Raw genomic sequence first — 25,682 nt, forward strand, 5'->3', positions numbered from 1 at the left:
ATGCCATGGCGAGCCTGATTTCCTGTCCTCATTGCGGGGTACGCCCCAAGGAAGAGTTTTCGATCCGCGGTGATGCGACCCCTGCCCGCCCGGCGCCGATGGCTTCGGACGAGGCGTGGCACGATTATGTTCATGTCCGCACCAATCCACGCGGGCGTATCCGCGAACATTGGCAGCATGCCGCCGGCTGCCGGCGCTGGCTGGTGGTGGAACGGGACAACTTTACCCACGAGGTGTTTTCCGTGACGGATGCCGCCACGGCGCAGGGAGGCGCGCAATGACCGCCTATCGCCTTGCCTCCGGCGGCCTCATCGACCGCAGCAACACCATCGGCTTCACCTTCGACGGGTCGAGCCTTTCGGGCCATGCCGGTGATACGCTCGCCTCGGCGCTTTTGGCCAACGACCGGCTGCTTGTCGGCCGCAGCTTCAAGTACCATCGCCCGCGCGGCATCGTGACGGCCGGGCCGTCGGAGCCGAATGCGCTGGTCACCATCGGTACGGGCGCGCGGCGCGATCCGAACACGAAGGCAACGGTCGCCGAGCTCTATGACGGCCTTGCGGCCACCAGCCAGAATCGCTGGCCGAGCCTCGTCTTCGATATCGGCGCGGTGAACGACCGCCTGTCGCGCTTCCTGTCCGCCGGCTTCTACTACAAGACCTTCATGTGGCCGGCCGTCTTCTGGGAAAAGGTTTACGAACCTCTGATCCGCCGCGCCGCCGGCCTCGGCCGCACGGACCTTCCGCGTGATCCCGATGCCTACGAGAAGAGCTGGGCGCATTGCGACCTTCTCGTCGTCGGCTCTGGCCCGGCGGGGCTCGCCGCGGCGCTGGTCGCCGCCCGCTCGGGGCTGCGTGTGATCCTTGCCGAGCAGGATTTCGCCCTCGGCGGGGCGCTGCTTTCGGAAACGACCAGGCTTGACGGTGAGGCGTCGTTCGTCTTTGCCCGGCACGCGATCGACGAATTGCAGGGGCATCCCGGCGTTACGCTGTTGTCCAGGACCACGGTCTTCGGCTGGTATGACGACAATGTTTTCGGTGCCGTCGAGCGGGTGCAGAAGCACAGCGCGACGATCGACGCGGCAAGGCCGGTCGAGCGCCTGTGGCGCATCGTGGCGAAGCATGCGATCCTCGCCACCGGTGCGGAGGAGCGGCCGCTGGTCTTCGGCGGCAATGACCGGCCGGGCATAATGATGGCGAGCGCCGCCAGCACCTATGCCAACCGGTTCGGCGTCGCCGCCGGCCGGTCGGTGGCGATCTTCACCAACGGTTCGTCCGGCTACCGTACGGCTGCAGACCTTTCCGCGCAGGGTGTGCCGGTTGAGGTGCTCATCGACAGCCGCACGGAGGCTGCGGACCGAGCGCCCGATGGTGTGCGGGTCATGCGTGGCGGCAGCATCGTCGATACGAAGGGGAGCAAGCGTCTCCGCGCCGTGGTTGCTGATCGCGGCGGCTTCGAGGAATTGATCCCCTGCGACGCCCTGGCCATGTCCGGAGGCTGGAGCCCGGTCATCCACCTTGCCTGCCAGCGCGGCGGCAAGCCGGTCTGGTCGCAGGCCCTGCAGGCGTTCCTGGCGCCGGATGCGGGCGACAGCCTCGTCATGGCCGGTGCCGCGGCGGGACACTATCGGTTGTCCGAATGTTTCGAGGACGGTGCGCGCAAGGCGGCCGCCGTCGTGGAAATGTTTGGCCGGCCTGTTGCCGGCTTCGAGCGTCCCGTCGTCGGCGAGGAGATCGATCCATCCTTCACGGCGCTCTGGCATGTGCCGGGCGCCAAGTCGAAGGCCTTCGTCGATTTCCAGAACGACGTGCACGGCAAGGATCTCGGTCTTGCCCTTCGCGAAGGCTTCGGCCATGTCGAGCATGCCAAGCGCTACACGACGAGCGGCATGGCGACGGACCAGGGCAAGCTCGGCAACATCAACGCCATCGGCATCCTGGCCACGATGCGCGGCGTCAGTCCCGCCGAGGTGGGCACCACCACCTTCCGGCCGTTCTATACGCCTGTCTCCTTCGGCGCGCTCGCCGGTCCCGCGCGTGATGAACATGCGATGCCCGCCCGCCGCTCGCCGCTGCATGGCTGGGCGGCCCGGCACGGTGCCGTCTTCATCGATGCCGGCCTCTGGTATCGCTCTTCCTGGTTCCCGAAGGCTGGGGAAAAGACCTGGCGGGAAAGCGTCGATCGCGAGGTCCGGACCGTGCGCGAGCATGCCGGCCTCTGCGATGTCTCGACGCTCGGCAAGATCGAGGTCTTCGGCCCGGATGCCGCCGAGTTCCTGAACCGGCTTTATTGCAATCCCGTGCTCAAGCTTCCCGTCGGCAAGGCTCGCTACGGGCTGATGCTGCGCGAGGACGGTATGGTCTATGACGATGGCACGGTGAGCCGGCTGGCCGAAGAGCATTTCCTGGTGACGACCACCACGGCCATGGCCGCGGGCGTGCTTTCGCATATGGAGTTTGCCGCACAGGCCCTCTGGCCGGAGCTTCGCGTTCGCTTCCTGTCGGTCTCCGACCAATGGGCGCAGATGTCGATTGCCGGGCCGAAGGCGCGTACGATCCTGCAGGCCGCCGTCGAGGACGATCTTTCCGATGCAGCCTTCCCGTTCCTCGCCGCGCGTGAGGTGCGGCTGAAGGGCAATCTGAAGGCACGGCTCTTCCGCATCTCCTTTTCCGGCGAGCTTGCCTATGAGCTGGCGGTGCCGGCAAGCTATGGCGAAGCGGTGGCCGACGCGCTGATGCGGGTGGGCGCGCCGCACGGCCTCTGCGCCTATGGTGTCGAGGCGCTGAACGTGCTGCGCATCGAGAAGGGCCATGTCACCCATGCCGAGCTCGACGGTCGCGTGACGCCCGACGATGCGGGCCTCGGCCGCATGATGGGCACCGGCAAGCCGGATTTCATCGGCAAGCGGCTCTCCACCCGCTTCGGCCTGACCGCCGCCGACCGCGCCCAGCTCGTTGGCTTGAAGGCACTGGAGGCGGACAAGGACATGCGCGCCGGCGCGCATCTTCTCAAGGACGGTGCCAAGCCTTCGACGATCAACGACCAGGGCTGGGTCAGCTCCGTCTGCTTCTCACCGACGCTCGGCACGCATATTGCGCTTGCCTTCCTGAAATCAGGGCGCGAGCGCTACGGCGAGAAGATCGTCGTCTGGGACCAGCTGCGCGGTGTGGAGACATTTGCCGAAGTCTGCGATCCGGTCTTCGTCGATCCGGAAAACCGAAAGCTGACGGCGTGAGGTAAGACCATGGCTTACGAGTATCAGGCAGTACACGCGCTGGACGGCACGATCGGCGCCGTCCCCGGCGAGCGGACCAACCATCTTGCCGTGCACCGTGCCACGGCCATCGCCGTGGTGCTGGCGGCACGCGGCCACGGTGCCGAAGCGGCCGGCATCCTCGTCGCCGACGGTGCGTTCGAGGCCCGCTTCTGCGGCCCGGGCGAATGGCTGGTGCTGTCGGAGGTGCATGCGCCGGAAACGCTGGCTGCCGAACTGTCCGTCCGGCTCGGTGCCTTCGCCTTCGTGGTCGACCAGAGCCATGGCCGCGTGGCGCTTACCCTGTCCGGCCCCGATGCGGCACGCATCCTTGCGAACGGTATCGCTGTCGACCTTCATCCGGAGGCCTTCGCCGTCGGGCGCGCTGCGAACGTGCTGTGCAACCATCTCTCGGTCAATCTTGCCTGCACCGGTGCCGATCGTTTTGATCTCGTGGTGATGCGCAGCTTTGCCGAGGCACTGGTCGCCGATCTCAAGGTCATGGCGCGCAGTCACGATCTCTCCGTCGATTTCGCCACGCGCTGACAAAAACATCCGGAGCGACATGGCGCTTCGCACCCCGGGCTTGCCGGGCGTCGGGGGAACCCAATAGGCTGCATTCGCGCCGCATTGAATTCCCTTCAACCCGGAAAAACCGGAGTTTTCATGAAGAGCCATGCAAGGGTCGTCGTTATCGGGGGCGGCGTTGTCGGCTGCTCCGTCCTGTATCACCTCACGAAATTCGGTTGGACCGATGTCGTGCTCGTCGAGCGTTCGGAGCTGACCTCCGGCTCGACCTGGCACGCAGCCGGCGGCATGCACACGATCAACGGTGATCCGAACGTCGCAAAGCTGCAGAAGTACACGGTGGAGCTCTACAAGGAGATCCAGGACTATTCCGGCCAGGACATCGGCCTGCACATGACCTCGGGCATGATGCTGGCATCGACCAAGGATCGCTTCGACTGGATGAAGTCGATCCTCGCCAAGGGCCGCTACATGGGCCTCGATGCGCATCTCCTCACGCCGAAGGAGGCGCATGAGCTGATGCCGCTGCTTGATCCGGACCAGTTCGTCGGTGCGGTCTTCGATCCCGTCGAGGGCCATCTCGATCCCTATGGCACGACACACGCCTATGCGAAGTCCGCAAAGAAGAACGGCGCCGAGATCTATCTGCATACCAAGGTGGAAGATCTCGTGCAGCGCGAGGACGGCAGCTGGCGCGTCATCACGGACAAGGGTGAGATCGTTGCCGAGCATGTAGTCAATTGCGGCGGGCTCTGGGCGCGCGAGATCGGCCGCATGGTCGGCCTCGAACTGCCCGTGCTTGCCATGGAGCACATGTATCTCATCACCGAGGACATGCCCGAGGTCATCGAGTTCAACCGGACCACAGGCAAAGAGCTGATGCATTGCGTCGACTTCGACGGAGAGATCTATCTCCGCCAGGAGCGCAACGGCATGCTGATGGGCACCTATGAAAAGGCCTGCCGGCCTTGGTCGCCGCTCACCACGCCGTGGGATTTCGGCCACGAGCTGCTGGAAGAGGACATTGCGCGAATCACCCCGGAGCTGGAGGTCGGCTTCCGGCACTTCCCGGCCTTCAACAAGGCCGGCATCAAGAAGATCATCAACGGACCCTTTACCTTCTCGCCCGATGGCAATCCGCTCGTCGGGCCCGTGCGCGGCATGACGAACTTCTGGTCGGCCTGCGCCGTCATGGCCGGCTTCAGCCAGGGCGGAGGCGTAGGGCTGGCGCTCGCCAACTGGATGATCAACGGCGATCCCGGCTTCGACGTCTTTGCCATGGATGTCGCGCGCTACGGTGACTATGCCACGCTGGCCTATACCAATGCCAAGGTACGGGAAAACTATTCGCGCCGCTTCTCGATCCGCTATCCGAACGAGGAGCTGCTGGCCGGCCGGCCGCTGCAGACGACGCCGATCTATGACAGGCTCAAGGCGGCCGGTGCCGTCTTCGGGGCATCCTATGGCCTGGAGCAGCCGCTGTGGTTCGCGCCTGCCGGCGTGGAGGACCGGTTCTCCTGGCGCCGTTCGACGGATTTCGAGACCGTCGGCGCGGAAGCCCGTGCCGTGCGCGAGAGCGTCGGCCTGATGGAGACCTCGGGCTTTGCGAAATATGCGGTGAAGGGGAGGGCGGCGGCGGCCTGGCTCGACCGGCTGCTCGCCTGCCGCCTGCCGGAAACCGGGCGCATGACGCTTGCGCCCATGCTGAAGGATGACGGGAAGCTGATCGGCGACTTCACGCTTGCCAAGCTCGGCGAGGGGGATTTTCTGCTGATCGGTTCGGGGATCGCCGAAGACTACCATATGCGCTGGTTCGAGACGCACCTGCCGCGGGATGGCTCCGTCACGCTGGAGGCGCTGAACCTCTCGCTTGTCGGCCTTGCCATTGCCGGACCACGGGCGCGCGATGTGCTGGCAAAGCTGACGCATCGGGATGTTTCAAACGCGGCGTTTCCCTTCATGGCGGTGCGCCGGATGGATCTCGGCATGGCGCCGGCCATCGTCGGGCGCGTCAGCTATACCGGCGATCTCGGCTACGAGATCTGGATGAAGCCGCAATACCAGCGCTATCTCTACGATCTCATCCTCGAAGCCGGGGCCGAGTTTGGCATCCGCCTGTTCGGCCTAAGGGCGCTGAACGCCCTGCGCCTCGAAAAATCCTACGGCAGCTGGTCGCGCGAGTATCGCCCGCTCTACGGCCCGGCGGAGGCCGGGCTGGAGCGATTCGTGGCCACGGGCAAGGCGGCGGAGTTCATCGGCAAGGACGCGGTGCGGGCTGAGCGGGAAGCGGGCGGTGCGCTCCGCTTGCGTACCTTCGTCCTTGCGGCGAAGGATGCCGATGTGATCGGCGACGAGCCCATCTATCTGGATGGTGCGGTGCGCGGCTGGGTCACTTCGGGGGGCTATGCGCATGCTGCCGGCCTCTCGGTCGCGGTCGGCTATGTGCCGAAGGAGATCGCCGATGTCGAATCCGGCTGGTCGATCGAGCTTCTGGGCGAGATGCTGCCGGCGCGCCTGCAGCCCGAACCGCTGTTCGACCCATCCGGCGCACGTATGCGCGGCTGATTTGCTCTCGCTTACATGGCGTCGTGCCAGATCGGCACAGCGCCGTTTGCGACTTTCGTGCATCTTTTTGGGCAAAAGCGCCGCGCTTCGTGCCGAAATTTTGGTTTTCCTGGCGTCAAACGCGCCATTTAACCGTTCTTGCTAAAGAAATTGTCGATCCGGGCTTTTTGGGCTTCCCTTTTGTATTGAAAGCGGTATGGAATCCGGACTGTCAAACAAGCTCGGAAAAAGAGCAGACAAGAACAAGAGATGCGGCCCTCAGGAACCGCATCCGGGGGATAGCAAATGGAATACTTTGTCCAGCAGCTCGTCAACGGGCTGACGCTTGGATCTATTTATGGTTTGATAGCCATCGGCTACACCATGGTTTACGGCATCATCGGCATGATCAACTTCGCCCATGGCGATATCTTCATGCTTGGCGGATTTGCCGCTCTCATCGTCTTTCTCGTCCTCACCAGCGTGTTTGTCGGCCTTCCGGTCGTCATACTTTTGCTGGTCATGATCGCTGCGGCCATGCTGACGGCATCGCTGTGGAACTGGACGATCGAAAAGGTGGCCTACCGGCCGTTGCGCGGCTCGTTTCGCCTGGCGCCGCTGATCACCGCAATCGGCATGTCGATCGCGCTGTCGAACTTCATCCAGGTCACGCAGGGTCCGCGCAACAAGCCGATCCCGCCGATGGTGTCGTCGGTCTACAACGTCTTCGGCATCTCGATCTCGCTGAAGCAGCTGATCATCATGGTGCTGACGGTCATCCTGCTGGCGACCTTCTGGTACATCGTCAACAAGACCTCGCTCGGTCGTGCCCAGCGCGCGACGGAACAGGATCGCAAGATGGCGGCCCTGCTCGGCATCGATGTCGACCGGACGATTTCCGTGACCTTCATCATGGGCGCCTCGCTCGCTGCCGTCGCCGGTACCATGTACCTGATGTATTACGGCGTGACCGTCTTCACCGACGGCTTCATTCCGGGCGTCAAGGCCTTCACGGCTGCGGTTCTCGGCGGTATCGGCTCGCTTCCGGGTGCCGTGCTCGGCGGTCTGCTCATCGGCCTCATCGAGAGCCTGTGGTCCGCCTACTTCACCATCGACTACAAGGACGTCGCGACGTTCTCCATCCTCGCCATCGTCCTGATCTTCAAGCCGTCCGGTATTCTCGGACGACCGGAAGTCGAGAAGGTTTGATCCATGTCCAACATTTCGAACACTCATGAGCGCGCCGGCGGGAACCTGACGGCGCAGGCTCTGCGCGAGGGCTTTTTTGCCGGTCTCGTCGCACTCGGTCTCTTCGTCCTCTTCGTCGGTCTCGAGACCACGCAGAACATACGCAACGAGCTTGTGCTGAACCAGCGCTGGGGGCTGCTTGCGATCTTCGTGGTCGTCGCTGCCGTCGGTCGCTTCCTCTCCGTCGCCTATCTGCGTCCCTGGGCTGCCGCCCGCAAGGCGGCCGCTTCGGCCAAGCCGGCGGAAGGCGAGGAGAGCTTCTTCAAGCGCAACTTCAGCAAGATCGCCATCGTTGCGCTGCTCATCTATCCGCCGCTGATGGTCATGCTCTTCGGCGTGCAGGGCTCGCTGAAGTGGGTCGACAATTTCGGTATCCAGATCCTCATCTACGTGATGCTCGCCTGGGGCCTGAACATCGTCGTCGGTCTCGCCGGCCTGCTCGACCTCGGTTATGTCGCCTTCTATGCGGTCGGTGCCTATTCCTACGCGCTGCTGTCGCAGCAGTTCGGCTTCTCTTTCTGGATCCTGCTGCCGCTCGCCGGCATCCTTGCGGCCTTCTGGGGCATGATCCTCGGCTTCCCGGTGCTGCGCCTGAAGGGTGACTACCTTGCCATCGTGACGCTGGCCTTCGGGGAAATCATCCGTCTCGTGCTCATCAACTGGACGGAAGTGACCCGCGGTACCTTCGGCGTGTCGGGCATTCCCAAGGCTTCGGTCTTCGGTATCTGGTCGTTCGACGTCAGCGCGCCGAACAACTTCGCCAAGGCCTTCGGTCTGCCGATGTCCTCGGCCTATTATAAGATCTTCCTCTTCTATCTCATCCTGGCGCTGGCCCTGCTCACCGCCTACGTGACGATCCGCCTGCGCCGCATGCCGATCGGCAGAGCCTGGGAAGCGTTGCGTGAAGACGAGATCGCCTGCCGTTCGCTCGGCATCAACACGGTGACGACCAAGCTGACGGCTTTCTCCATCGGCGCGATGTTTGGCGGTTTTGCCGGCTCCTTCTTCGCTGTGCGCCAGGGCTTCGTGTCGCCGGAAAGCTTCGTCTTCCTCGAATCGGCGATCATCCTTGCCATCGTCGTTCTCGGCGGCATGGGCTCGCTCGTCGGTATCGCCATTGCCGCGGCGGTCATGGTCGGCGGTACAGAGCTCCTGCGCGAGATGACGTTCCTGAAGTCCATTTTCGGACCTGACTTCACGCCGGAACTCTACCGCATGCTGATCTTCGGCCTCGCCATGGTCGTCGTCATGGTCTGGAAGCCGCGCGGCTTCGTGGGAAGCCGTGAGCCGACCGCGTTCCTCAAGGAGCGCAAGGCGGTCTCCGGCAGCTTTACCAAGGAAGGGCACGGCTGATGGCGCCCGGAACGAATACTATGACGAAAGATCCCATCCTGAAAGTAGAGCATCTGTCGATGCGCTTCGGTGGTCTCATGGCCATCAACGACCTCTCCTTCGAGGCTTACCGCGGCGACATCACGGCGCTCATCGGCCCCAACGGTGCCGGCAAGACCACGGTGTTCAACTGCGTGACGGGCTTCTACAAGCCGACCATGGGCATGATCACCATGTGCCAGAAGGGCGGCAAGCAGTTCCTGCTGGAGCGCATGACCGACTTCGAGGTCAACCGCGATGCCAAGGTGGCGCGCACCTTCCAGAACATCCGGCTGTTTTCCGGCCTGACGGTTCTGGAGAACCTGCTCGTCGCCCAGCACAACATGCTGATGAAGGCCTCCGGCTATACGATCCTCGGCCTGCTCGGCATGCCCGCCTACAAGAAGGCTGCCGGCGAATCGATCGATGTCGCAAAGTACTGGCTGGAGAAGGCGAATCTCATTGAGCGTGCCGACGACCCGGCGGGCGATCTGCCCTACGGCGCGCAGCGGCGTCTGGAAATCGCCCGCGCCATGTGCACGGGGCCGGAGTTCCTGTGCCTCGACGAGCCGGCCGCAGGCCTCAACCCGCGCGAATCGCTGGCGCTCAACGAACTCCTGCGCTCGATCCGCAACGACAGCGGCACGTCGATCCTGCTCATCGAGCACGACATGTCCGTTGTCATGGAGATTTCCGACCATGTGGTCGTGCTCGAATATGGGCAGAAGATCTCCGACGGCACGCCGGACCATGTGAAGAACGATCCGAAGGTTATCGCGGCCTATCTCGGTGTCGAAGATGATGAGGTCGAAGAGGTGATCGAGCAAATCGAGGTGATCGAGGGCACGCAGGGAGGATCGCAGGAATGAGCGATACGCTTCTCAGCGTCAAAGGCGTGGAAACCTACTACGGCAATATCCGCGCACTCGCCGGCGTCGATGTCGAGGTCAAGAAGGGCGAGATCGTCTCGCTCATCGGTGCGAATGGCGCCGGCAAGTCGACCCTGATGATGACGATCTGCGGCAGCCCGCAGGCCCGCGCCGGCACCGTCACGTTCGACGGCGAGGACATCACCCGTCTGCCGACGCATCTGATCGCCCGTCGTCGTATCGCCCAGTCGCCGGAAGGGCGCCGCATCTTCCCGCGCATGACGGTCTATGAAAATCTTCAGATGGGCGCGAGCCTCGACAATCTGAAGTATTTCAACGAGGACGTGGAAAAGATCTTCACGCTCTTCCCGCGGCTCAAGGAGCGTCAGGCCCAGCGCGGCGGCACGCTTTCGGGCGGCGAGCAGCAGATGCTCTCCATCGGTCGTGCGCTGATGGCGCGTCCGAAGCTCCTGCTTCTCGACGAGCCGTCGCTCGGTCTTGCCCCGCTGATCGTCAAGGGCATCTTCGACGCGATCAAGAAGCTCAACCAGAATGAGGGCCTCACGGTGTTCCTCGTCGAGCAGAACGCCTTCGCCGCTCTCAAACTCTCCGACCGGGCCTATGTGATGGTCAACGGTCAGGTGACGATGAGCGGTTCGGGCAAGGAACTTCTGGCCAATCCGGAAGTGCGTGCCGCCTATCTCGAAGGCGGCCGGCACTGAGGGTGGTCCCGCGCAGGACCCGCATGGATCCTGCGCCGATCCTAGGATTTACGGCGGCTGGCGCATATCCTGCGGGACGCGCGGCCCTGTAAGGGGAGTATGTATTATGCAGGGAATTCTCTACGAAGAACCGTCGATCTGGCAGTTCCTGTTCATCACCGTCATCATGGGCGGCTGGACGGCCTGGCGTACCGGCAAGAGCGTCGCCGAGAACTGGCAGAGCTACGCCACGCTGGTGATTTATGTGCTTCTGCTCGGTGCGGCGATCCGCTTCGTTCACCATGCGCTGTTCCACGGCACCATGCTCACGGTGCAATACTATGTCGTGGACACGGTCGTGCTTTTGTTGTTTGCTACGCTGGGTTACCGCTACTATCGCACGCGGCAGATGACCAATAACTATTACTGGCTCTATGAAAAGGCATCGCCCTTTTCCTGGAAAGCGAAATAACCAGAGGGAAGCCCGCGGCCGGTTTTCGGTCGCGGCATAACGATATCGGCGCAATGATGCGGGTGTTGCGACCGGTTGAAACAAGCCCGCTTTAAATTTGGGAGTAACAATATGAAGAAGTCTCTCATGTCGGCTGTTGCTTTGGCTGCAATGGTCGCCTTCAGCGGCAGCGCCTGGGCCGACATCCTGATCGGCGTCGGCGGCCCGCTGACCGGTCCGAACGCCGCCTTCGGCGCGCAGCTGCAGAAGGGTGCCGAGCAGGCCGCTGCCGACCTCAATGCAGCCGGTGGCATCAATGGCGAGCAGGTCAAGATCGTGCTTGGCGACGACGTTTCCGACCCGAAGCAGGGCGTTTCGGTCGCCAACAAGTTCGTCGCTGATGGCGTGAAGTTCGTGGTTGGTCACTTCAACTCGGGCGTTTCCATCCCGGCTTCGGAAATCTATGCGGAAAACGGCGTCCTGCAGATCTCGCCGGCATCCACCAACCCGACCTACACCGAGCGTGGCCTGTGGAACACCTTCCGTACCTGCGGCCGTGACGACCAGCAGGGTGCTGTTGCCGGTTCCTTCGTTGCTGCCAACTTCAAGGACGCCAAGGTCGCCGTCCTGCACGACAAGACGCCGTATGGCCAGGGTCTTGCCGACGAGACCAAGAAGTCGATGAACGAAGCCGGCGTCACCGAAGCCATCTATGAAGGCGTCAATGTCGGCGACAAGGACTTCTCCGCACTCATCGCCAAGATGAAGGAAGCCGGCGTTTCGGTCGTCTATTGGGGCGGCCTGCACACCGAGTTCGGCCTCATCGAGCGCCAGTCCGCAGACCAGGGCCTGAAGGCCACCTTCATCTCGGGCGACGGCATCGTGTCGAACGAACTGGCTTCCATCGCCGGCGACGCCGTCGACGGCACGCTGATGACCTTTGCGCCCGATCCGCGCAAGAACCCGGCCGCCAAGGACCTCGTCGAGAAGTTCCGCGCTGCCGGCTTCGAGCCGGAAGCCTACACGCTCTATGCCTATGCTGCCGTTCAGGTCATCGCTGAAGGCGCCAAGGCTGCCGGCGGTACCGACGCGCAGGCCGTTGCCGAAGCCATCAAGTCCAAGGGTCCGTTCCAGACCGCGATCGGCGAACTCGGCTTCGACGAAAAGGGCGACATCACCCGTCCGGACTACGTCATGTACACCTGGAAGAAGGGTGAAGACGGCAAGTACACCTACATTCAGAACGAGTAGTCGTTCTGACGGAACGGGCGGCGCATTGCACGTCGCCCGGCCGCTTGAGCTTGAGCCCGGCCTTCGTGCCGGGCTTTTTTGTCGCCGGCAGGGTTCTGCGATGATGGTGGGACACGGTTGGGGCTTGCGTGTCGAGGCGTCCTGGTGAAACCTGCACCAAAGAGTGTCCCAACTCCGGTATCGAAACCCATGAACATTTATGCGGAACCGCCATCTGGTCTTGAAGGGGAGGTTCCTTCCCAGCGCCTTCAACGGGCACGCGGGCACGGGCGCCTGGCTGCGAAGGCTTCTGCCGCCGGCACGCGGCTCGACGTGCTCTTCCAGGAGGGCTGTGCCAAGATCCGTCTGCCCAAGACCTTCGACGGAACGATGGAAGCGGTGTTGATCAACACGGCAGGTGGGCTCACCGGCGGGGACCGTGTCCTCTGGGAGCTGGAGGCTCGCGCCGGAACGCGCCTGACGGCGACCACGCAGGCCTGTGAACGGGCCTACAAGGCACATGCGTCCACTGCGACGGTGGAGACCTGCATTGCTGTCGGTGCCGGTGCGCGAGTCGACTGGCTGCCGCAGGAGACCATTCTTTTTGATCAGGCGGCACTCGGCCGCCGGCTGGAGGTGGATCTTGCCGAAGACGCCACGTTCCTTGCGGTCGAGGCCATTCTGCTCGGTCGCAAGGCGATGGGCGAGCGTATTGAGGCCGGGCTTTTCCGGGACCGCTGGCGCATCCGCCGTGCCGGCCGGCTGATCCATGCGGAGGAAACCGCGCTGGCCGGCGGGATTGCCGCGCTGGCGGACCAAAGGGCGACATTGGCCGGTGCTCGTGCCTTTGCCACCGTGCTCTTTTGTGGCCCTGCAGCAGAGGCGCATCTGGAGCCGCTGCGCCGGCTGCTGGTGGACGGGGAGGGCGGTGCCAGCCATTGGCAGGACAAGCTCGTTCTGCGCCTCGTTGCGTCCGATGGGTTCGCGCTTCGCAAAAAGCTGATCCCGATCATTTCGCACCTGCGTGGCGGCGCGGGCGTACCGAAAGTGTGGACCCTCTGACCCCCTGCGGTTTCGAGCCGGGTTCCTGTTTTACGTATGTCGTGCGCGCAATTCCCCTGTTTAATATCGCACGACGTGAATCAAGCGATGGACCATCCATGAACCTGACTCCCCGCGAAAAGGACAAACTGCTGATCGCCATGGCCGCGATCGTGGCGCGCAAGCGGCTGGAACGCGGCGTGAAGCTCAACCATCCCGAGGCGATCGCGTTGATTACCGATTTCGTCGTCGAGGGTGCGCGTGACGGCCGGGCGGTTGCCGAGCTGATGGAAGCAGGTGCCCACGTGCTGGCGCGCAACCAGGTGATGGAGGGCATTCCCGAGATGATCCACGACATTCAAGTCGAGGCGACCTTCCCCGACGGCACGAAGCTCGTGACCGTGCACGAACCGATCAGGTGAGATCATGCTGGACCTTCGACCGAACTGCGAATGCTGCGACCGCGACCTGCCGCCGGAAAGCCCGGAGGCGATGATCTGCACGTTCGAATGCACTTTCTGCATCGATTGCGTGACGGGTGTTCTTGACGGTGCCTGCCCGAACTGCGGCGGCGAGTTCGTGCGCCGCCCGGTCCGGCCTGCGGCACTGCTCGCAAAATATCCGGCCTCCACCAAGCGGGTCCTGAAGGCCGAAGGCTGCGGGCCGGCAGCCGCGGCGTGAGGAGGGTGTCATGATCCCCGGTGAAATCATTGCCGCTTCCGGCGATCTCGAACTCAATGCCGGCCTGCCGGTCACCACGCTCGATGTTTCCAACACCGGCGACCGGCCGATCCAGGTCGGCAGCCACTACCATTTTTACGAAACCAATGCGGGTCTCGCCTTCGATCGGGAGAAGGCACGGGGCCTGCGTCTCGACATTCCAGCAGGCACGGCGGTGCGTTTCGAGCCGGGGCAGACCCGTACGGTTCATCTCATTCCTTTTGCCGGCAAGCGCGAAATCTACGGTTTCCGCCAGGGCGTGATGGGGAAGCTTTGACATGGTGATACGTTCCTGCCTCCTGCTCGCCACCGCGCTCCTTCTTCTCTCTGCCCCTATGGCCGCCGCGCAGGACGGTGAGCCGGAGGTTGATTGCCAAAACGCCCAGGCACAGATCGAGATGAACATCTGCGCCGGCCGCGATTATGAGGCCGCCGACGAAGAACTGAATGCCGCCTACAAGGTGACCATGGCCGCGGCGCGCAAGATGGACGAACAGGCCCGCGAGATGGGCGAGCATTATGTCGGCGCCGTTGACGCGCTGAAACGTGCCCAGCGTGCCTGGATCGGCTACCGGGACGGGCAGTGCGAGCTGGCCGGCTTCGAGGCGCGCGGCGGCTCCATGGAGCCGATGCTGGTTTCCGGTTGCCTCGCCGACCTGACGCGCAAACGCACGGCCGAACTGAAGGCCGTCTCCGAATTTTCCGGAAATTGAGGAGGCGGGCGGTGTCGCGCAGGATCGCCATTGTCGGAAACGGGCCCGTGCCCGACGGGCTTGCTGGGGCGATCGATGCCGCCGATCTCGTGATCCGCTTCAACGACTGCCGCTCCCTGGGGCGCGGGGGTGACAGGACCGATATCGTGGCGGTCTGCAACACCGGCCGCCCGGCCCTGGCGATGCTGGGCGGCGGCCATTGGAAGGCTAGTGCCGCCGTGCGGCAGGCGCGCGAATTCTGGTGCGTGCGGGCATCGCAGATGTTTGCCGCCATGCGCCCGGCCCTTGCCGTGAGCCATCCCGATCTTGACGATTTCTGCGACGACTACACGCTCGGCTTCGAGACATTCGCGCACGCCACCGGCCGGCGGATCGACGTGATCCCGTCTGCGGTGCATCATGCGCTCGATGCTGCGCTGGCGGTCTTCGACCCGCCACCCTATGTGGTGCCGAGTTCCGGGCTGATCGTCATCGCCCATGTGCTCGACACCGTCGCCAAGGCGGGCGATCGTGTTTCCATCGCCGGGTTCGGTCACGAGGGGTGGCAATGGCACCCCTTTGTCGCCGAGCGGCGCTGGGTGGATGCCCAGATTGCTGCCGGCCGTCTCGACCGGCTGGAGCGCCTCTGATGGGCGCCGATCTACCGGAGCGGCTCCCGATCTTTTGCCGCCTTGCGCGACGCCAAAGCGATGCCGCTCCGGTTGGCAAAGTTTCCGACCATCCGAACAAGACACCTGCCTCCCGGGGAAGTTGACCATGTCCTATCGAATGTCCCGTGCCGCCTATGCCAACATGTTCGGCCCAACCATCGGCGACAGGGTACGGCTGGCCGATACCGAGCTCTTCGCCGAGGTGGAAAGGGATTTCACCAGCTATGGCGACGAGGTGAAGTTCGGTGGCGGCAAGGTCATCCGCGACGGCATGGGCCAGAGCCAGGCAACGCGAGCCGAGGGGGCCGTCGACACGGTCATCACCAATGCGCTGGTCATCGACCACACCGGTATCTTCAAGGCCGATGTGGGCCTCAAGAACGGTCGCATCGCTGCGGTCGGCAAGGCGGGCAATCCTGATACGCAGCCTAGCGTCACCATCATTGTCGGCCCCTCGACCGAGGTGATTGCAGGTGAGGGCAAGATCCTCACGGCGGGCGGCATGGACGCCCATATCCACTACATCTGCCCGCAGCAGATCGAGGAAGCGCTGGCGAGCGGCATCACCATGATGCTTGGCGGCGGCAGCGGCCCGGCGCACGGTACGCTTGCCACCACCTGCACGGGCGCCTGGCATATCGAGCGCATGATCGAGAGCTTTGACGCCTTTCCGATGAACCTGGCGCTCGCCGGCAAGGGCAATGCCTCACTGCCGGCGGCGATCGAGGAAATGGTGAAGGCCGGGGCCTGCGCGCTGAAGCTGCACGAGGATTGGGGGACGACGCCGGCGGCGATCGACTGCTGCCTTTCCGTCGCTGATGACTACGACGTGCAGGTTATGATCCATACGGACACGCTGAACGAAAGTGGCTTCGTCGAGGACACGATGGCCGCCATCAAAGGCCGCACCATCCATGCCTTCCACACCGAGGGGGCGGGCGGCGGCCATGCGCCGGACATCATCAAGGTGTGTGGCCATGCCAATGTCATTCCGTCCTCGACCAATCCGACACGACCCTACACGGTCAACACGATCTCCGAACATCTCGATATGCTGATGGTCTGCCATCACCTGTCGTCGTCGATTCCGGAGGACATCGCCTTTGCCGAGAGCCGTATCCGCAAGGAGACGATCGCGGCCGAGGACATCCTGCACGATATCGGCGCCTTCTCGATCATCTCCTCTGACAGCCAGGCCATGGGCCGCGTCGGGGAGGTGGCGATCCGCACCTGGCAGACCGCCGACAAGATGAAGCGCCAGCGCGGCCGCCTTGCCGGCGAGGCGGGCGAGAACGACAACCTGCGCATCCGTCGCTACATCGCGAAATACACGATCAATCCGGCGATCGCCCATGGCCTCAGCCACGAGATCGGCTCCGTCGAGGTCGGCAAGCGGGCCGACCTCGTCTTGTGGAACCCGGCTTTCTTCGGTGTGAAGCCGGACATGGTGTTGATCGGCGGGGGGATCGCTATGGCGCCGATGGGCGATCCGAACGCTTCCATCCCGACGCCGCAGCCGGTGCACTACCGCCCGATGTTCGGTGCCTTCGGCAAGATGCGCACCAATTCCTCCGTCACCTTCGTCTCGCAGGCGGCGATCGATCTCGGCCTGCGCGAGCGGCTCGGCGTCGCCAAGCAGCTGCTGCCGGTGCGCAACACGCGGGCCATCTCCAAGGCCTCGATGGTGCTGAACGACCTGACGCCGCATATCGAGGTGGATCCGGAGACCTACGAGGTGCGGGCGGACGGCGAATTGCTGACCTGCGAGCCCGCGACCGTGCTGCCGATGGCGCAGCGCTATTTCCTTTTCTAGGCGGCTGCCGGCCATGCGGACCTTTCCGCATATCCCTTAACGGAAGTTTCAAAACGGGACAGTTAAACTTCTAGCGAAGGCATTAGCTGAATCTGAAAGAAAGTGCCGTAGGGTCTCCTTGTTCATTATGGAGAGATGTATGCGTGGCAGGCTGGCCCTTTGGCTGAGGGCCCAGTGGGAGGCGGGTGTCTTCCAGACGCGGGCCGATATTTCGATGTTCGTGCTGAACACCGTCCTGGTGACCATCACGCTTGCCACTGCGGGCTATCTGATGGCTACGGCAATCCTCGCGAACTTCGGCCTGCTCCCCAACCCCTTTGCCGCCGCCCTCGGTTTCGATACTCCCACGACGGTGCTGGTCGCGGCAAGCGTTTCGGCCCTGATCGCCTGGCTTCTGGGCATGGCAGTGCATGAAATGGCGCTGTCACGCGCCGAATTGGAACGGCTCAGCCGGCTGGATTCACTGTCAGGCCTCCTGAACCGGCGGGCCTTCATCGCTGATATGGCGGAGAAGAAGGTTAACGGCTTTTTCGTGCTGTTCGATGTCGATCGGTTCAAGCTTGTCAACGACACGCATGGGCAAGCGGTGGGCGATGCGGTCATCGTTGCCGTTGCAGAGGAGCTGGAGCGGGTCTTTGCCGCTCCCCATCTCGTCGGGCGTGTCGGCGGCGAGGAGTTCGCCGTCTTCATCGAGAACGACGACCGCGGGGATTGCAGCCTGCTGGTGGAGGAAGCCCGTCGTTCCGTTGCTGCGCGCCGTGTCGCGGGTGCCAAGGGTCCGGTCACCGTCACCCTGTCGGCCGGCATCGCGGATCGAGCTCAAGGCCGGTCGTTCGAAGCGATCTTCGAGGCGGCGGACAGGGCGCTCTATCTTGCCAAGTCGCTCGGCCGCGACCGGACGATCCATGAGGACGAGGGTGAGGGACTGCTGGAGCCGAGCCGCCGCGTTGCCGCTGGCGGGCGCCGGCGCTGATGACGACCTACGCCAAATGACGTAGGTCGGCGCTTCGGCGGTTTCCTCGACAGGGCAAACGTGCTCTTGTCGGGGGGACTTGATCCATCGAGACCCGAGGTCGCCTCTTGCCCCATCGCTCCACGGAAATCCTGCCGTACGGAACCGGCGGATCCCGCACGCCCATCGACGCCGTCATTCTCGCCCATGATCAGCGCCATGTGCGTCGCAAGCTCCTGCACATGCGCAGCGACGATGTCGTGATGCTCGATCTCCGCGAACCCGTACAGCTTGCCCATGGCGATCTCCTGCTCACGGAAGCGGGCGAGGTGATCGAGGTGATCGCCGCTGCGGAGGAGCTCTACGAGGTGGTGCCGAAGGATCGCCTGCATCTTGTCGAGCTTGCCTGGCACCTCGGCAACCGTCACCTGCCGGCGCAGATTGAGGACATGCGTATCCTCATCCTGCGCGACCATGTGATCCGGGATATGCTGAAGGGGCTCGGTGCTGCGGTGCGGGATGTCGTGGAGCCCTTCCATCCGCTGCGCGGCGCCTATCACGGCGCGGGGCACGGCCGCCACCATCACAGCCATGGCTGACACGGCGTCGCCTGCGGCTCTGCTGCGCCTGATGACCTGGCTCTCGCCGGCCTTTCCAGTCGGTGCCTTCTCCTATTCCGGCGGTTTGGAGCAGGTGGTGAGCGATGGCGATGTGAGCGATGCGGAAACGCTCCGTACCTGGCTCGTGAGCATCCTTGCGCACGGCAATCTCTGGAACGATGCCGTGCTTTTCGCCGAGGCGCATCGGGCCTTCGGCGATGCCGGGCAGCTGACGGAGGTTGCCGAACTCGCGGCGGCATTGTCGGGCTCAGCGGAGCGGTATCGTGAGACGACGCTGCAGGGCGAGGCCTTTCTCGCCGCTGCGGCGAGCTGGCCGCATCCGGTGTTGGCGACGCTCGGTGCCGTCGCCGCCTATCCGGTGGCCGTCGGTGCCGTTTCGGGCGGGCATGGCGTTGCGGCCGAGGCGGCGCTTGTCGCCTATCTGCACGCGGTCGCCTCGAACCTTACCTCGGTCGCCATCCGCTGTGGCGTTATCGGCCAGCGGGGTGGCGTGGCGCTACTAGCGGAGCTGGAGGGGACGATCCTCACGCTTGCGGCGGCGGCAGCCCGTTCGACGCTCGATGATCTCGGTTCGGCGGCCATCCGGGCGGATATCGCCAGTCTGCGGCACGAGACGCTGGCGACACGGCTGTTTCGCTCATGACGGCGCGTGCGGCGATGCGCGGCACGGCGCGGAGTTTCAACGAAGGGGTTGCGGCGCTCCCGGCCGGCTATCCCGGATCTACCGGAGGTTTCCCATGACATCGAAGAATGGCCCCCTGCGCGTCGGTATCGGCGGCCCGGTCGGCTCGGGCAAGACGGCGCTCACCGAAAAGCTCTGCAAGGCGATGCGCGAGCACTTTTCCGTCGCGGTCGTTACCAACGACATCTATACGAAGGAGGATGCCGAGGCGCTGGTGCGCATGCAGGCGCTGTCGTCCGACCGCATCGTCGGCGTCGAGACGGGCGGCTGCCCGCACACGGCGATCCGCGAGGATGCTTCGATCAACCTCCAGGCCATTGCCGATCTCAACCGGCGGTTCCCCGATCTCGATGTGGTCTTTATCGAATCGGGCGGAGACAATCTGGCCGCCACCTTCTCGCCGGATCTCGCGGACCTGACGATCTATGTCATTTCGGTCTGCCAGGGAGAGGAGATCCCGCGCAAGGGCGGGCCGGGTATCACGCGTTCGGACCTGCTGGTCATCAACAAGAAGGATCTTGCCCCCCATGTCGGGGCAGATCTGGACGTCATGCAGCGCGACGCCGAGCGCATGCGCGCCGCCCGACCCTTCGTCTTCTCCGATATGAAGCGGGGAGAGGGGGTCGGCCGTATCGTTGATTTCCTGCGCGTTGAGGGCGGTCTCTGATCCCGCCCCGACAAACGTCTCTCAGATCCGTCGAAGGGCTTCGGGGTCGCTTACATGGACGAGCCGGCCGCGCACATTGACGCCGTGGCTGCGCAGCATCGAGAAGGCGCGCGACAGTGCCTCGGGTGCAAGGCCTAGCCTGCCGGCGAGCAGGCTCTTCTGGTAGGGCAGGCGGAAACTTGTCGCCTTGTCGTCTGCCGGGCACTGGGCGAGCAGGTAGCGCGCCACGCGCTGCGGTGCGGTGTGCAGCCGGTCGTCGGCAAGGCTGGCAAAGGCCCGTGACAGTTGGCCGGACAAGGCGTTGGCGAGCGCCATCGCCAGATCCGGCCGCCGCCCTGCAATGTCGCGCACGCGCTTCAGGTCGAAACGCGCGATGAGGGAAGGCTCGGCGGCCTGGGCAGTAGCACCGTAGCGGCTTCCGTCGAGCACGACGCTTGCGCCGATGAGGTCGCCGGGACCGTAGAGTTCGACATCCGCTTCCCGGCCGTCCGGGTCGAGCTTGTAGACGCGCACATAGCCGGAGAGAACGGAATGCAGCATGTCCGCCGGCTCACCCTCGCGAAACAGCATCTGGCGTGCCGGCAGGTTGCCGATCGCCGCTATCTCCATCATCGCCGCCACGCTCTCCACGCCAAGGGCGGACAAGAGGCCGGAATTCAGCAGGGTTTCCCGTTCCCGGGCACCGGGTTTCATCAGCCTGTTCATCGATCTCACTCCATGCTCCCGCAGGCATCATCGGTCTTCGATGGGAGAACGATAGTCGAGGAAGAGGAAGTCTTATTTGATTTCGATCAATGAATACGAAAACGGCCGGTTCGACGTCTGCCGAACCGGCCGTTTGTTTGGCTTTGCCGTTATTCCGCGGCGAGTGGCGAGTGATGCACCACGCTGAAGGGCTTCCGCCCGCCATTTCTCTTCTCGAGCGTCTCGATACGCTTTTCGAGGTCGGCGACGTCGCGGCTGGTCTGGTCCGCCAGGCGGGTCAGCGCCTCCGGCTCCATGGCCAGCAGCTCATCGTCCTTCTTGCCGACAAAGCGGCCAAAAATCCAGCCGAGCAGGCGGGACAGATCGTCCATGATGAGGAAGAAGGACGGAACGACGACGAGCGAGAGCACGGTCGACACGATGATGCCGCCGATAACGGCGATCGCCATGGGCGAACGGAAGGAGCCGCCTTCGCCGACACCAAGCGCCGAGGGCAGCATGCCGGCCGACATGGCGATCGAAGTCATGACGATGGGGCGGGCGCGCTTGCGACCGGCCTCGATCATGGCTTCCACCCGCTCCATGCCGTGATGCATCATCTCGATGGCGAAATCGACGAGCAGGATGGCGTTCTTCGTCACGATGCCCATCAGCATGAGGATGCCGATGAGGACGGGCATGGAAAGCGCGTTCTGCGTCAAGATGAGGCCGGCGGCCACGCCGCCGATGGCAAGCGGCAGCGACAGGAGGATCGTGAAGGGTTGGATGACGTCCTTGAAGAGCAGGATCAGCACCATCAGCACGAGCAGCAGGCCGAGCAACATCGCATTGGCGAAGGACTGCTGCATTTCCCCCTGGATCTCGGCGTCGCCGCTCTCGGCGAATTGCACGGTGGGCGGCATGTCGATGCTGTTCGCGATCTCCTTGAAGCGGGCGGTGGCCGTGTCCAGCGCAACGCCGGGCTTGAGGTCGGATCCGATGGAGACGACGCGGTTGCGGTTGTGCCGCTTCACCGAGCTCGGACCTTCCGAATATTCGATGTCGGCGACGCTCGACAGCGGTACCATCTGGCCGCTCGCCGTCTGGATCTTCAGGTCGCGGATGGCCGAGAGGTCGGCGCGGAAATCGCGGTCGACCTGCACGCGGATGGGGATCAGGCGATCGTCCAGCGAGACCTTGCTGAGCTGGGAATCGATGTCGCCGATGGTGGCGACGCGGACGATTTCCGAGATCTGCGCCGTCGTGATGCCGAGGCGGGCCATCTGGTCGTCGCGCGGACGGATCTGCAGTTCCGGCCGCGGCAGCGAGCCTTCGGAGCTGATATTGGCCAGGACCGGATCGGCGCGCAGTTTCGATTCCAGCACGGCGACGGTGTTGTTGAGGTCCGCCTCGTTGTTGGAGAGAAGGTTGAAGGCAAGGTCGCGTTCGCCGCGATCGTTGAGCTTGATGATGCGCACGTCCGGAATGTCGCGCAGGCCCGCGAAGATCTCCCGCTCGATATCCCATTGCGGACGCAGGCGGCCCTTCGCCTCCACCTTCGGCAGATAAGGTCCGATGACCGGAATCCCGCCGAGCACGTCGTTCACCAGCTTGTGGGTGAGTGAGTGCTCGAGCTTGTCGAGGATGACGGTTACCGAGGCGCGGCGCAGCTCGAGATCGCCCTTCGGCGAGGAACCGCCGAGCACGAAGACGCTTTCCACACCATCGATGTCCTTGACCTTCTCATAGATCTGCGTCGTCGTACGATCGGTATCGTCGAGCATCGCATCCGGCGGCAGTTCGACAGAGAGAACGACGCGGGAAGCGTCTTCCGGCGGCAGGAAGCTGCCGGGAACGGTGAAGAGCAGCATGACGGAGGCGATAAGGAAGGCGACGGCGGCAAGGAGCGTCGCATAGCGGGCATACCACTTGCGCGTCGTCGTGCTGACGACCCAAGTGTAGAAGCGCATGAAGACGCCTTCCTTCTCCTCGCCATGGCCGTCGGCATCGCCGGAGCGCATGAGATAGGCCGCCATGACGGGCGTTATGAGGCGCGCCACCGCAAGGGAGAAGAACACGGCCACCGCGACCGTCAGACCGAACTGGATGAAGTACTGGCCCGGAATGCCCGGCATGAAGGAGACCGGCACGAAGACTGCGATGATGGTGAAGGTCGTCGCGATGACGGCAAGGCCGATTTCGTCGGCGGCCTCGATCGCGGCCCGGTAGGGTGTCTTGCCCATGCGGATATGCCGGGCGATGTTCTCGATCTCCACGATCGCGTCGTCAACGAGGATGCCGGTCGCCAGCGTCAGCGCCAGGAAGGAGACGAGGTTCAGCGAGAAGCCGAGCATGTCCATGACGAAGAAGGTGGGGATCGCCGAAAGCGGTAGCGCCACGGCGGAGATCAGCGTCGCCCGCCAGTTGCGCAGGAAGAGCAGCACGACGGCGACGGCAAGCAGTGCGCCTTCCAGAAGCGTGTGCAGCGCCGCTTCATAATTGCCATAGGTGAAGTAGACGGCATCATCGACGAGGTCGATCGAGACGTCGGGATATTGCTTGCGCACCGTGTCGAGCGAGGTGGCGACGGATTCGGCGACCGTCACTTCGCTGGCGCCTTTCGAGCGGAACACGGCGAAGGTGACGACGGGATTGCCGTTGAAGCGCGAGAAGGAGCGCGGCTCCTCATAGGTGTCGGTGACCGTGCCGAGTTCGGAAAGCCGCACGAAACGGCCGTTCGGCAGCGCGATCATCGTGCCGTTGAGCTTTTCGACGGAGCGGGCGTCGCCGAGCGTACGGATCGCCTGCTCGGCGCCGGCGACCTGGCCGCGGCCCGAGCCGACATCGGCGTTCATGCTGCGGATCTGCCGGTTGACGTCGGCGGCCGAGATGCCGAAGGAATCGAGCTTGCCTGGATTGAGGTCGATGCGCACCTCGCGGTCGGCGCCGCCGAAGCGATCGATCTTGCCGATGCCCGGCCGGCCCTGCAGGGCACGCTTGACCTTGTCGTCGACGAACCAGGACAGCTCCTCGAGCGTCATATTGGGCGAGGAGACGGCAAAGCTCTGGATCGCCTGGCCTTCCACGTCGATCTTCGTGACGACGGGCTCTTCCACGGAGGCCGGCAGGTCGCTGCGGATACGGTCGATCGCGTCCTTGACGTCCTGAAGCGCCTGGTTGGTCGGCTTTTCGATCTCGAAGAGCACGGATGTGACGGAGCTGCCGTCGGTGACAGTCGACATGATGTCGTCGACGCCTTCGATGCCGGCGACCGCGTCCTCGATCTCCTTGGTGACCTGAACCTCCAGCTCGGCGGGGGCCGCGCCGCTCTGCTCGACGGTGATGGCGATCAGGGGAACGTCGATATTGGGAAAACGGGTGATCGGCAGGGCATAGAAGGATTGGATGCCGACATACATCAGCAGGAAAAACCCGAGCAGCGGCGCAATCGGATTGCGAATGGACCAAGCTGAAAAATTCATGTCCCCAAAGTCCTTGGTAAGAGACCAGACGTTTGCGTATGATTCCGTGCAGGTCCGGACGCAGAACAATGGTGCGCCGTTGCCGGACCTCGTCCAGGCATCCGGCCTCATTCCGGATCACCCGCCATGCAACCGGGCGCCCCAGCCCGGCATTCTCCGCCCTGGGCGGTAGTAGCCCCGCTGCGGCGGGGTCATTGCTTCACTTGGTGGCCGATGCCTGCTCGGCGTGGACCGGATTGACCCGGTCGCCGTCACGAACATAGGCGCCGGCCTTGGCGACGACCTCGTCGCCGGCCGTAAGGCCGCTGACGATCTCGATTCCCTGGCCATCCTGGATGCCGGTTTCGACCGGCACCAGCTTGACCACACCGTTCTCGACCTTGCGGGCGACCGTCTTGCCGCCTGCTGTGGTGATGGCGGAAAGCGGCAGCACGATGCCCTGCTTTTCCTCCACGATGATTTCCGCGCTTGCGAACATGCCGGCACGGGCCTTGCCCGGCTCGTCGAAGCGGATGAAGACGCGGCCGAGGCGGCTTGCCGGGTCGAGTGTCGGTTCGACGAGGCGGATCGTGCCGGTAAGCGTCGCGGCGCCGCCCGCGAGCGTGACGGTCGCTTTCTGGCCCGGCGCGAGCTTGAGGACGCCGTCCTCTGAAACGTCGGCCTTCAGCTCGATCTCGCCGTCGCGGATGACGGTGAAGAGCGGTGCGGCAGCGCCGCTGGCGATGGCGCCGATCTTGGCCGTTCGTGCCGAGACGATACCGGCGACCGGCGATTTCACCGCGGTGCGGGCAAGCCTCAGGTCGATATCGTCGATCTGCGACTGGGCGACCTTGATGTCCGCCTCGGAAACGGCGATCGCCTGCTTTGCGGAATTGACGCGGGCGAGCGCTGCATCCGCAGCGGCAACGGCCTGGTCGGCGGCTGCCTGTGACTGCGAGCCGGACTTGACGAGCCGCTGGGCCCGGTCGCGAACGCGCACGGCTTCGTCGGCATTGGCCTTGGCTTCGACGAGCTGGGCGTGGATCTGCGCGAGGGCGGCGTTGGCCTTGGCGAGCGACGCCTCGGTCTGGCTCTTCTCCAGCACCAGCGCATCGTCGTTCAGGGTGGCGAGCGTCCCGTCGGCCTCGACCCGATCGCCGACATCGGCGGCAAGGGTGCGGATGGAGAGGCCATCGACGAGCGGCGTGACATAGACATCCTCGACCGCCTGGACCGAGCCGGTGGCGAGCACGCGGTCGGTGAGGGGGCGCGTTTCGGCGGCGGTGACGACGATTGCCGGAAGGTTTTGCGCCTGCTGTTTGCCGGCTTCACCCTCGGCCGGATCGGCGGCGAAGGCGAAAAGCGGCGTTGCCGTCAAGAATGTCGCGACGGAAAAAGAGAGTACTTTCCTGCGTCCAGAAGCCATAGGCCGAACTTTCCCAAAAGCATGACTTTATGATCTCGGTCCGGACGTTGTTCTTGAG

At 64.0% G+C, this 25,682-nt stretch carries 24 protein-coding genes; 21 read left to right on the forward strand and 3 right to left on the reverse strand.

The window, feature by feature from the left end:
- Positions 1–5: 5 nt before the first annotated feature.
- The 21 genes from AKG11_RS12150 (at position 6) to ureG (ending at position 20,053) form a co-directional block, all read left to right on the forward strand.
- Positions 6–281 (forward strand): sarcosine oxidase subunit delta, encoded by a 276-nt coding sequence (locus AKG11_RS12150; RefSeq protein WP_050744068.1) that lies wholly within the window; start codon positions 6–8, stop codon positions 279–281.
- On the forward strand, positions 278–3,235 hold the full coding sequence (locus tag AKG11_RS12155; RefSeq protein WP_050744069.1) for a sarcosine oxidase subunit alpha family protein: 2,958 nt from the start codon (positions 278–280) through the stop codon (positions 3,233–3,235). The genes AKG11_RS12150 and AKG11_RS12155 overlap by 4 nt, the downstream gene beginning before the upstream one ends.
- A 9-nt stretch (positions 3,236–3,244) precedes the next feature.
- Complete coding sequence (locus AKG11_RS12160; protein WP_050744070.1) at positions 3,245–3,799, forward strand: sarcosine oxidase subunit gamma; 555 nt, start codon at positions 3,245–3,247, stop codon at positions 3,797–3,799.
- Positions 3,800–3,919: 120 nt separating this feature from the next.
- A complete protein-coding gene (locus tag AKG11_RS12165; RefSeq protein WP_050744071.1) occupies positions 3,920–6,346 on the forward strand; it encodes a GcvT family protein in 2,427 nt (808 codons plus the stop codon).
- 285 nt (positions 6,347–6,631) lie between these two features.
- Complete coding sequence (locus AKG11_RS12170) at positions 6,632–7,534, forward strand: branched-chain amino acid ABC transporter permease (protein WP_024270832.1); 903 nt, start codon at positions 6,632–6,634, stop codon at positions 7,532–7,534.
- Positions 7,535–7,537: 3 nt separating this feature from the next.
- Positions 7,538–8,926, forward strand: coding sequence for a high-affinity branched-chain amino acid ABC transporter permease LivM (livM, locus tag AKG11_RS12175; protein WP_050744072.1), 1,389 nt, complete (start codon positions 7,538–7,540; stop codon positions 8,924–8,926).
- Entirely contained in the window at positions 8,926–9,813 is an 888-nt protein-coding gene (locus tag AKG11_RS12180; RefSeq protein WP_024270834.1) for an ABC transporter ATP-binding protein, read from the forward strand. Before livM ends, AKG11_RS12180 begins: the two co-directional genes overlap by 1 nt.
- On the forward strand, positions 9,810–10,535 hold the full coding sequence (locus AKG11_RS12185; protein ID WP_024270835.1) for an ABC transporter ATP-binding protein: 726 nt from the start codon (positions 9,810–9,812) through the stop codon (positions 10,533–10,535). The genes AKG11_RS12180 and AKG11_RS12185 overlap by 4 nt, the downstream gene beginning before the upstream one ends.
- Positions 10,536–10,641: 106 nt before the next feature.
- Positions 10,642–10,986, forward strand: a complete 345-nt coding sequence (locus AKG11_RS12190; RefSeq protein WP_024270836.1) for a DUF6867 family protein — start codon at positions 10,642–10,644, stop codon at positions 10,984–10,986.
- 111 nt (positions 10,987–11,097) lie between these two features.
- On the forward strand, positions 11,098–12,216 hold the full coding sequence (locus AKG11_RS12195) for a branched-chain amino acid ABC transporter substrate-binding protein (protein WP_023514116.1): 1,119 nt from the start codon (positions 11,098–11,100) through the stop codon (positions 12,214–12,216).
- 189 nt (positions 12,217–12,405) lie between these two features.
- Positions 12,406–13,257 carry an urease accessory protein UreD gene (locus AKG11_RS12200; RefSeq protein ID WP_050744073.1) on the forward strand — a complete coding sequence of 284 codons (852 nt, stop codon included), beginning with the start codon at positions 12,406–12,408 and terminating at the stop codon, positions 13,255–13,257.
- Positions 13,258–13,355: 98 nt separating this feature from the next.
- Positions 13,356–13,658, forward strand: a complete 303-nt coding sequence (locus AKG11_RS12205) for an urease subunit gamma (protein WP_023514118.1) — start codon at positions 13,356–13,358, stop codon at positions 13,656–13,658.
- Positions 13,659–13,662: 4 nt separating this feature from the next.
- The gene (locus AKG11_RS12210) at positions 13,663–13,917 is read left to right on the forward strand and encodes a DUF1272 domain-containing protein (protein WP_050744074.1); all 255 of its coding nucleotides are present in this window, start codon (positions 13,663–13,665) and stop codon (positions 13,915–13,917) included.
- A gap of 10 nt (positions 13,918–13,927) precedes the next feature.
- Complete coding sequence (locus tag AKG11_RS12215) at positions 13,928–14,233, forward strand: urease subunit beta (RefSeq protein ID WP_023514120.1); 306 nt, start codon at positions 13,928–13,930, stop codon at positions 14,231–14,233.
- A 1-nt stretch (position 14,234) separates the two neighbouring features.
- Positions 14,235–14,669 carry a lysozyme inhibitor LprI family protein gene (locus AKG11_RS12220; protein ID WP_023514121.1) on the forward strand — a complete coding sequence of 145 codons (435 nt, stop codon included), beginning with the start codon at positions 14,235–14,237 and terminating at the stop codon, positions 14,667–14,669.
- A gap of 11 nt (positions 14,670–14,680) precedes the next feature.
- Complete coding sequence (locus tag AKG11_RS12225; protein ID WP_050744075.1) at positions 14,681–15,298, forward strand: hypothetical protein; 618 nt, start codon at positions 14,681–14,683, stop codon at positions 15,296–15,298.
- A 127-nt stretch (positions 15,299–15,425) separates the two neighbouring features.
- Positions 15,426–17,132 (forward strand): urease subunit alpha, encoded by a 1,707-nt coding sequence (ureC, locus tag AKG11_RS12230; protein ID WP_050744076.1) that lies wholly within the window; start codon positions 15,426–15,428, stop codon positions 17,130–17,132.
- Between the two features lie 139 nt (positions 17,133–17,271).
- Complete coding sequence (locus AKG11_RS12235) at positions 17,272–18,105, forward strand: GGDEF domain-containing protein (RefSeq protein ID WP_050744077.1); 834 nt, start codon at positions 17,272–17,274, stop codon at positions 18,103–18,105.
- A 107-nt stretch (positions 18,106–18,212) separates the two neighbouring features.
- On the forward strand, positions 18,213–18,683 hold the full coding sequence (ureE, locus tag AKG11_RS12240) for an urease accessory protein UreE (protein WP_082342414.1): 471 nt from the start codon (positions 18,213–18,215) through the stop codon (positions 18,681–18,683).
- On the forward strand, positions 18,676–19,347 hold the full coding sequence (locus AKG11_RS12245; RefSeq protein WP_050744078.1) for an urease accessory protein UreF: 672 nt from the start codon (positions 18,676–18,678) through the stop codon (positions 19,345–19,347). Before ureE ends, AKG11_RS12245 begins: the two co-directional genes overlap by 8 nt.
- A gap of 94 nt (positions 19,348–19,441) precedes the next feature.
- Positions 19,442–20,053, forward strand: a complete 612-nt coding sequence (gene ureG, locus AKG11_RS12250; RefSeq protein ID WP_050744079.1) for an urease accessory protein UreG — start codon at positions 19,442–19,444, stop codon at positions 20,051–20,053.
- A 21-nt stretch (positions 20,054–20,074) separates the two neighbouring features.
- On the opposite strand, the gene AKG11_RS12255 is transcribed toward ureG, so the two are convergent.
- The 3 genes from AKG11_RS12255 to AKG11_RS12265 all read right to left on the reverse strand — a co-directional run bounded on the left by AKG11_RS12255 (position 20,075) and on the right by AKG11_RS12265 (position 25,624).
- Positions 20,075–20,758 carry a Crp/Fnr family transcriptional regulator gene (locus AKG11_RS12255; protein ID WP_023512057.1) on the reverse strand — a complete coding sequence of 228 codons (684 nt, stop codon included), beginning with the start codon at positions 20,756–20,758 and terminating at the stop codon, positions 20,075–20,077.
- A gap of 149 nt (positions 20,759–20,907) precedes the next feature.
- Positions 20,908–24,219: an efflux RND transporter permease subunit gene (locus AKG11_RS12260; protein ID WP_050744081.1), complete on the reverse strand. Its 3,312-nt coding sequence runs from the start codon at positions 24,217–24,219 to the stop codon at positions 20,908–20,910.
- A 199-nt stretch (positions 24,220–24,418) separates the two neighbouring features.
- Complete coding sequence (locus tag AKG11_RS12265) at positions 24,419–25,624, reverse strand: efflux RND transporter periplasmic adaptor subunit (RefSeq protein WP_082342415.1); 1,206 nt, start codon at positions 25,622–25,624, stop codon at positions 24,419–24,421.
- Positions 25,625–25,682 lie beyond the last annotated feature (58 nt).

Origin of the sequence: Shinella sp. SUS2 (genome assembly GCF_001262505.1) — a bacterium.
In the GTDB taxonomy this organism is placed as follows: Bacteria; Pseudomonadota; Alphaproteobacteria; order Rhizobiales; family Rhizobiaceae; genus Shinella.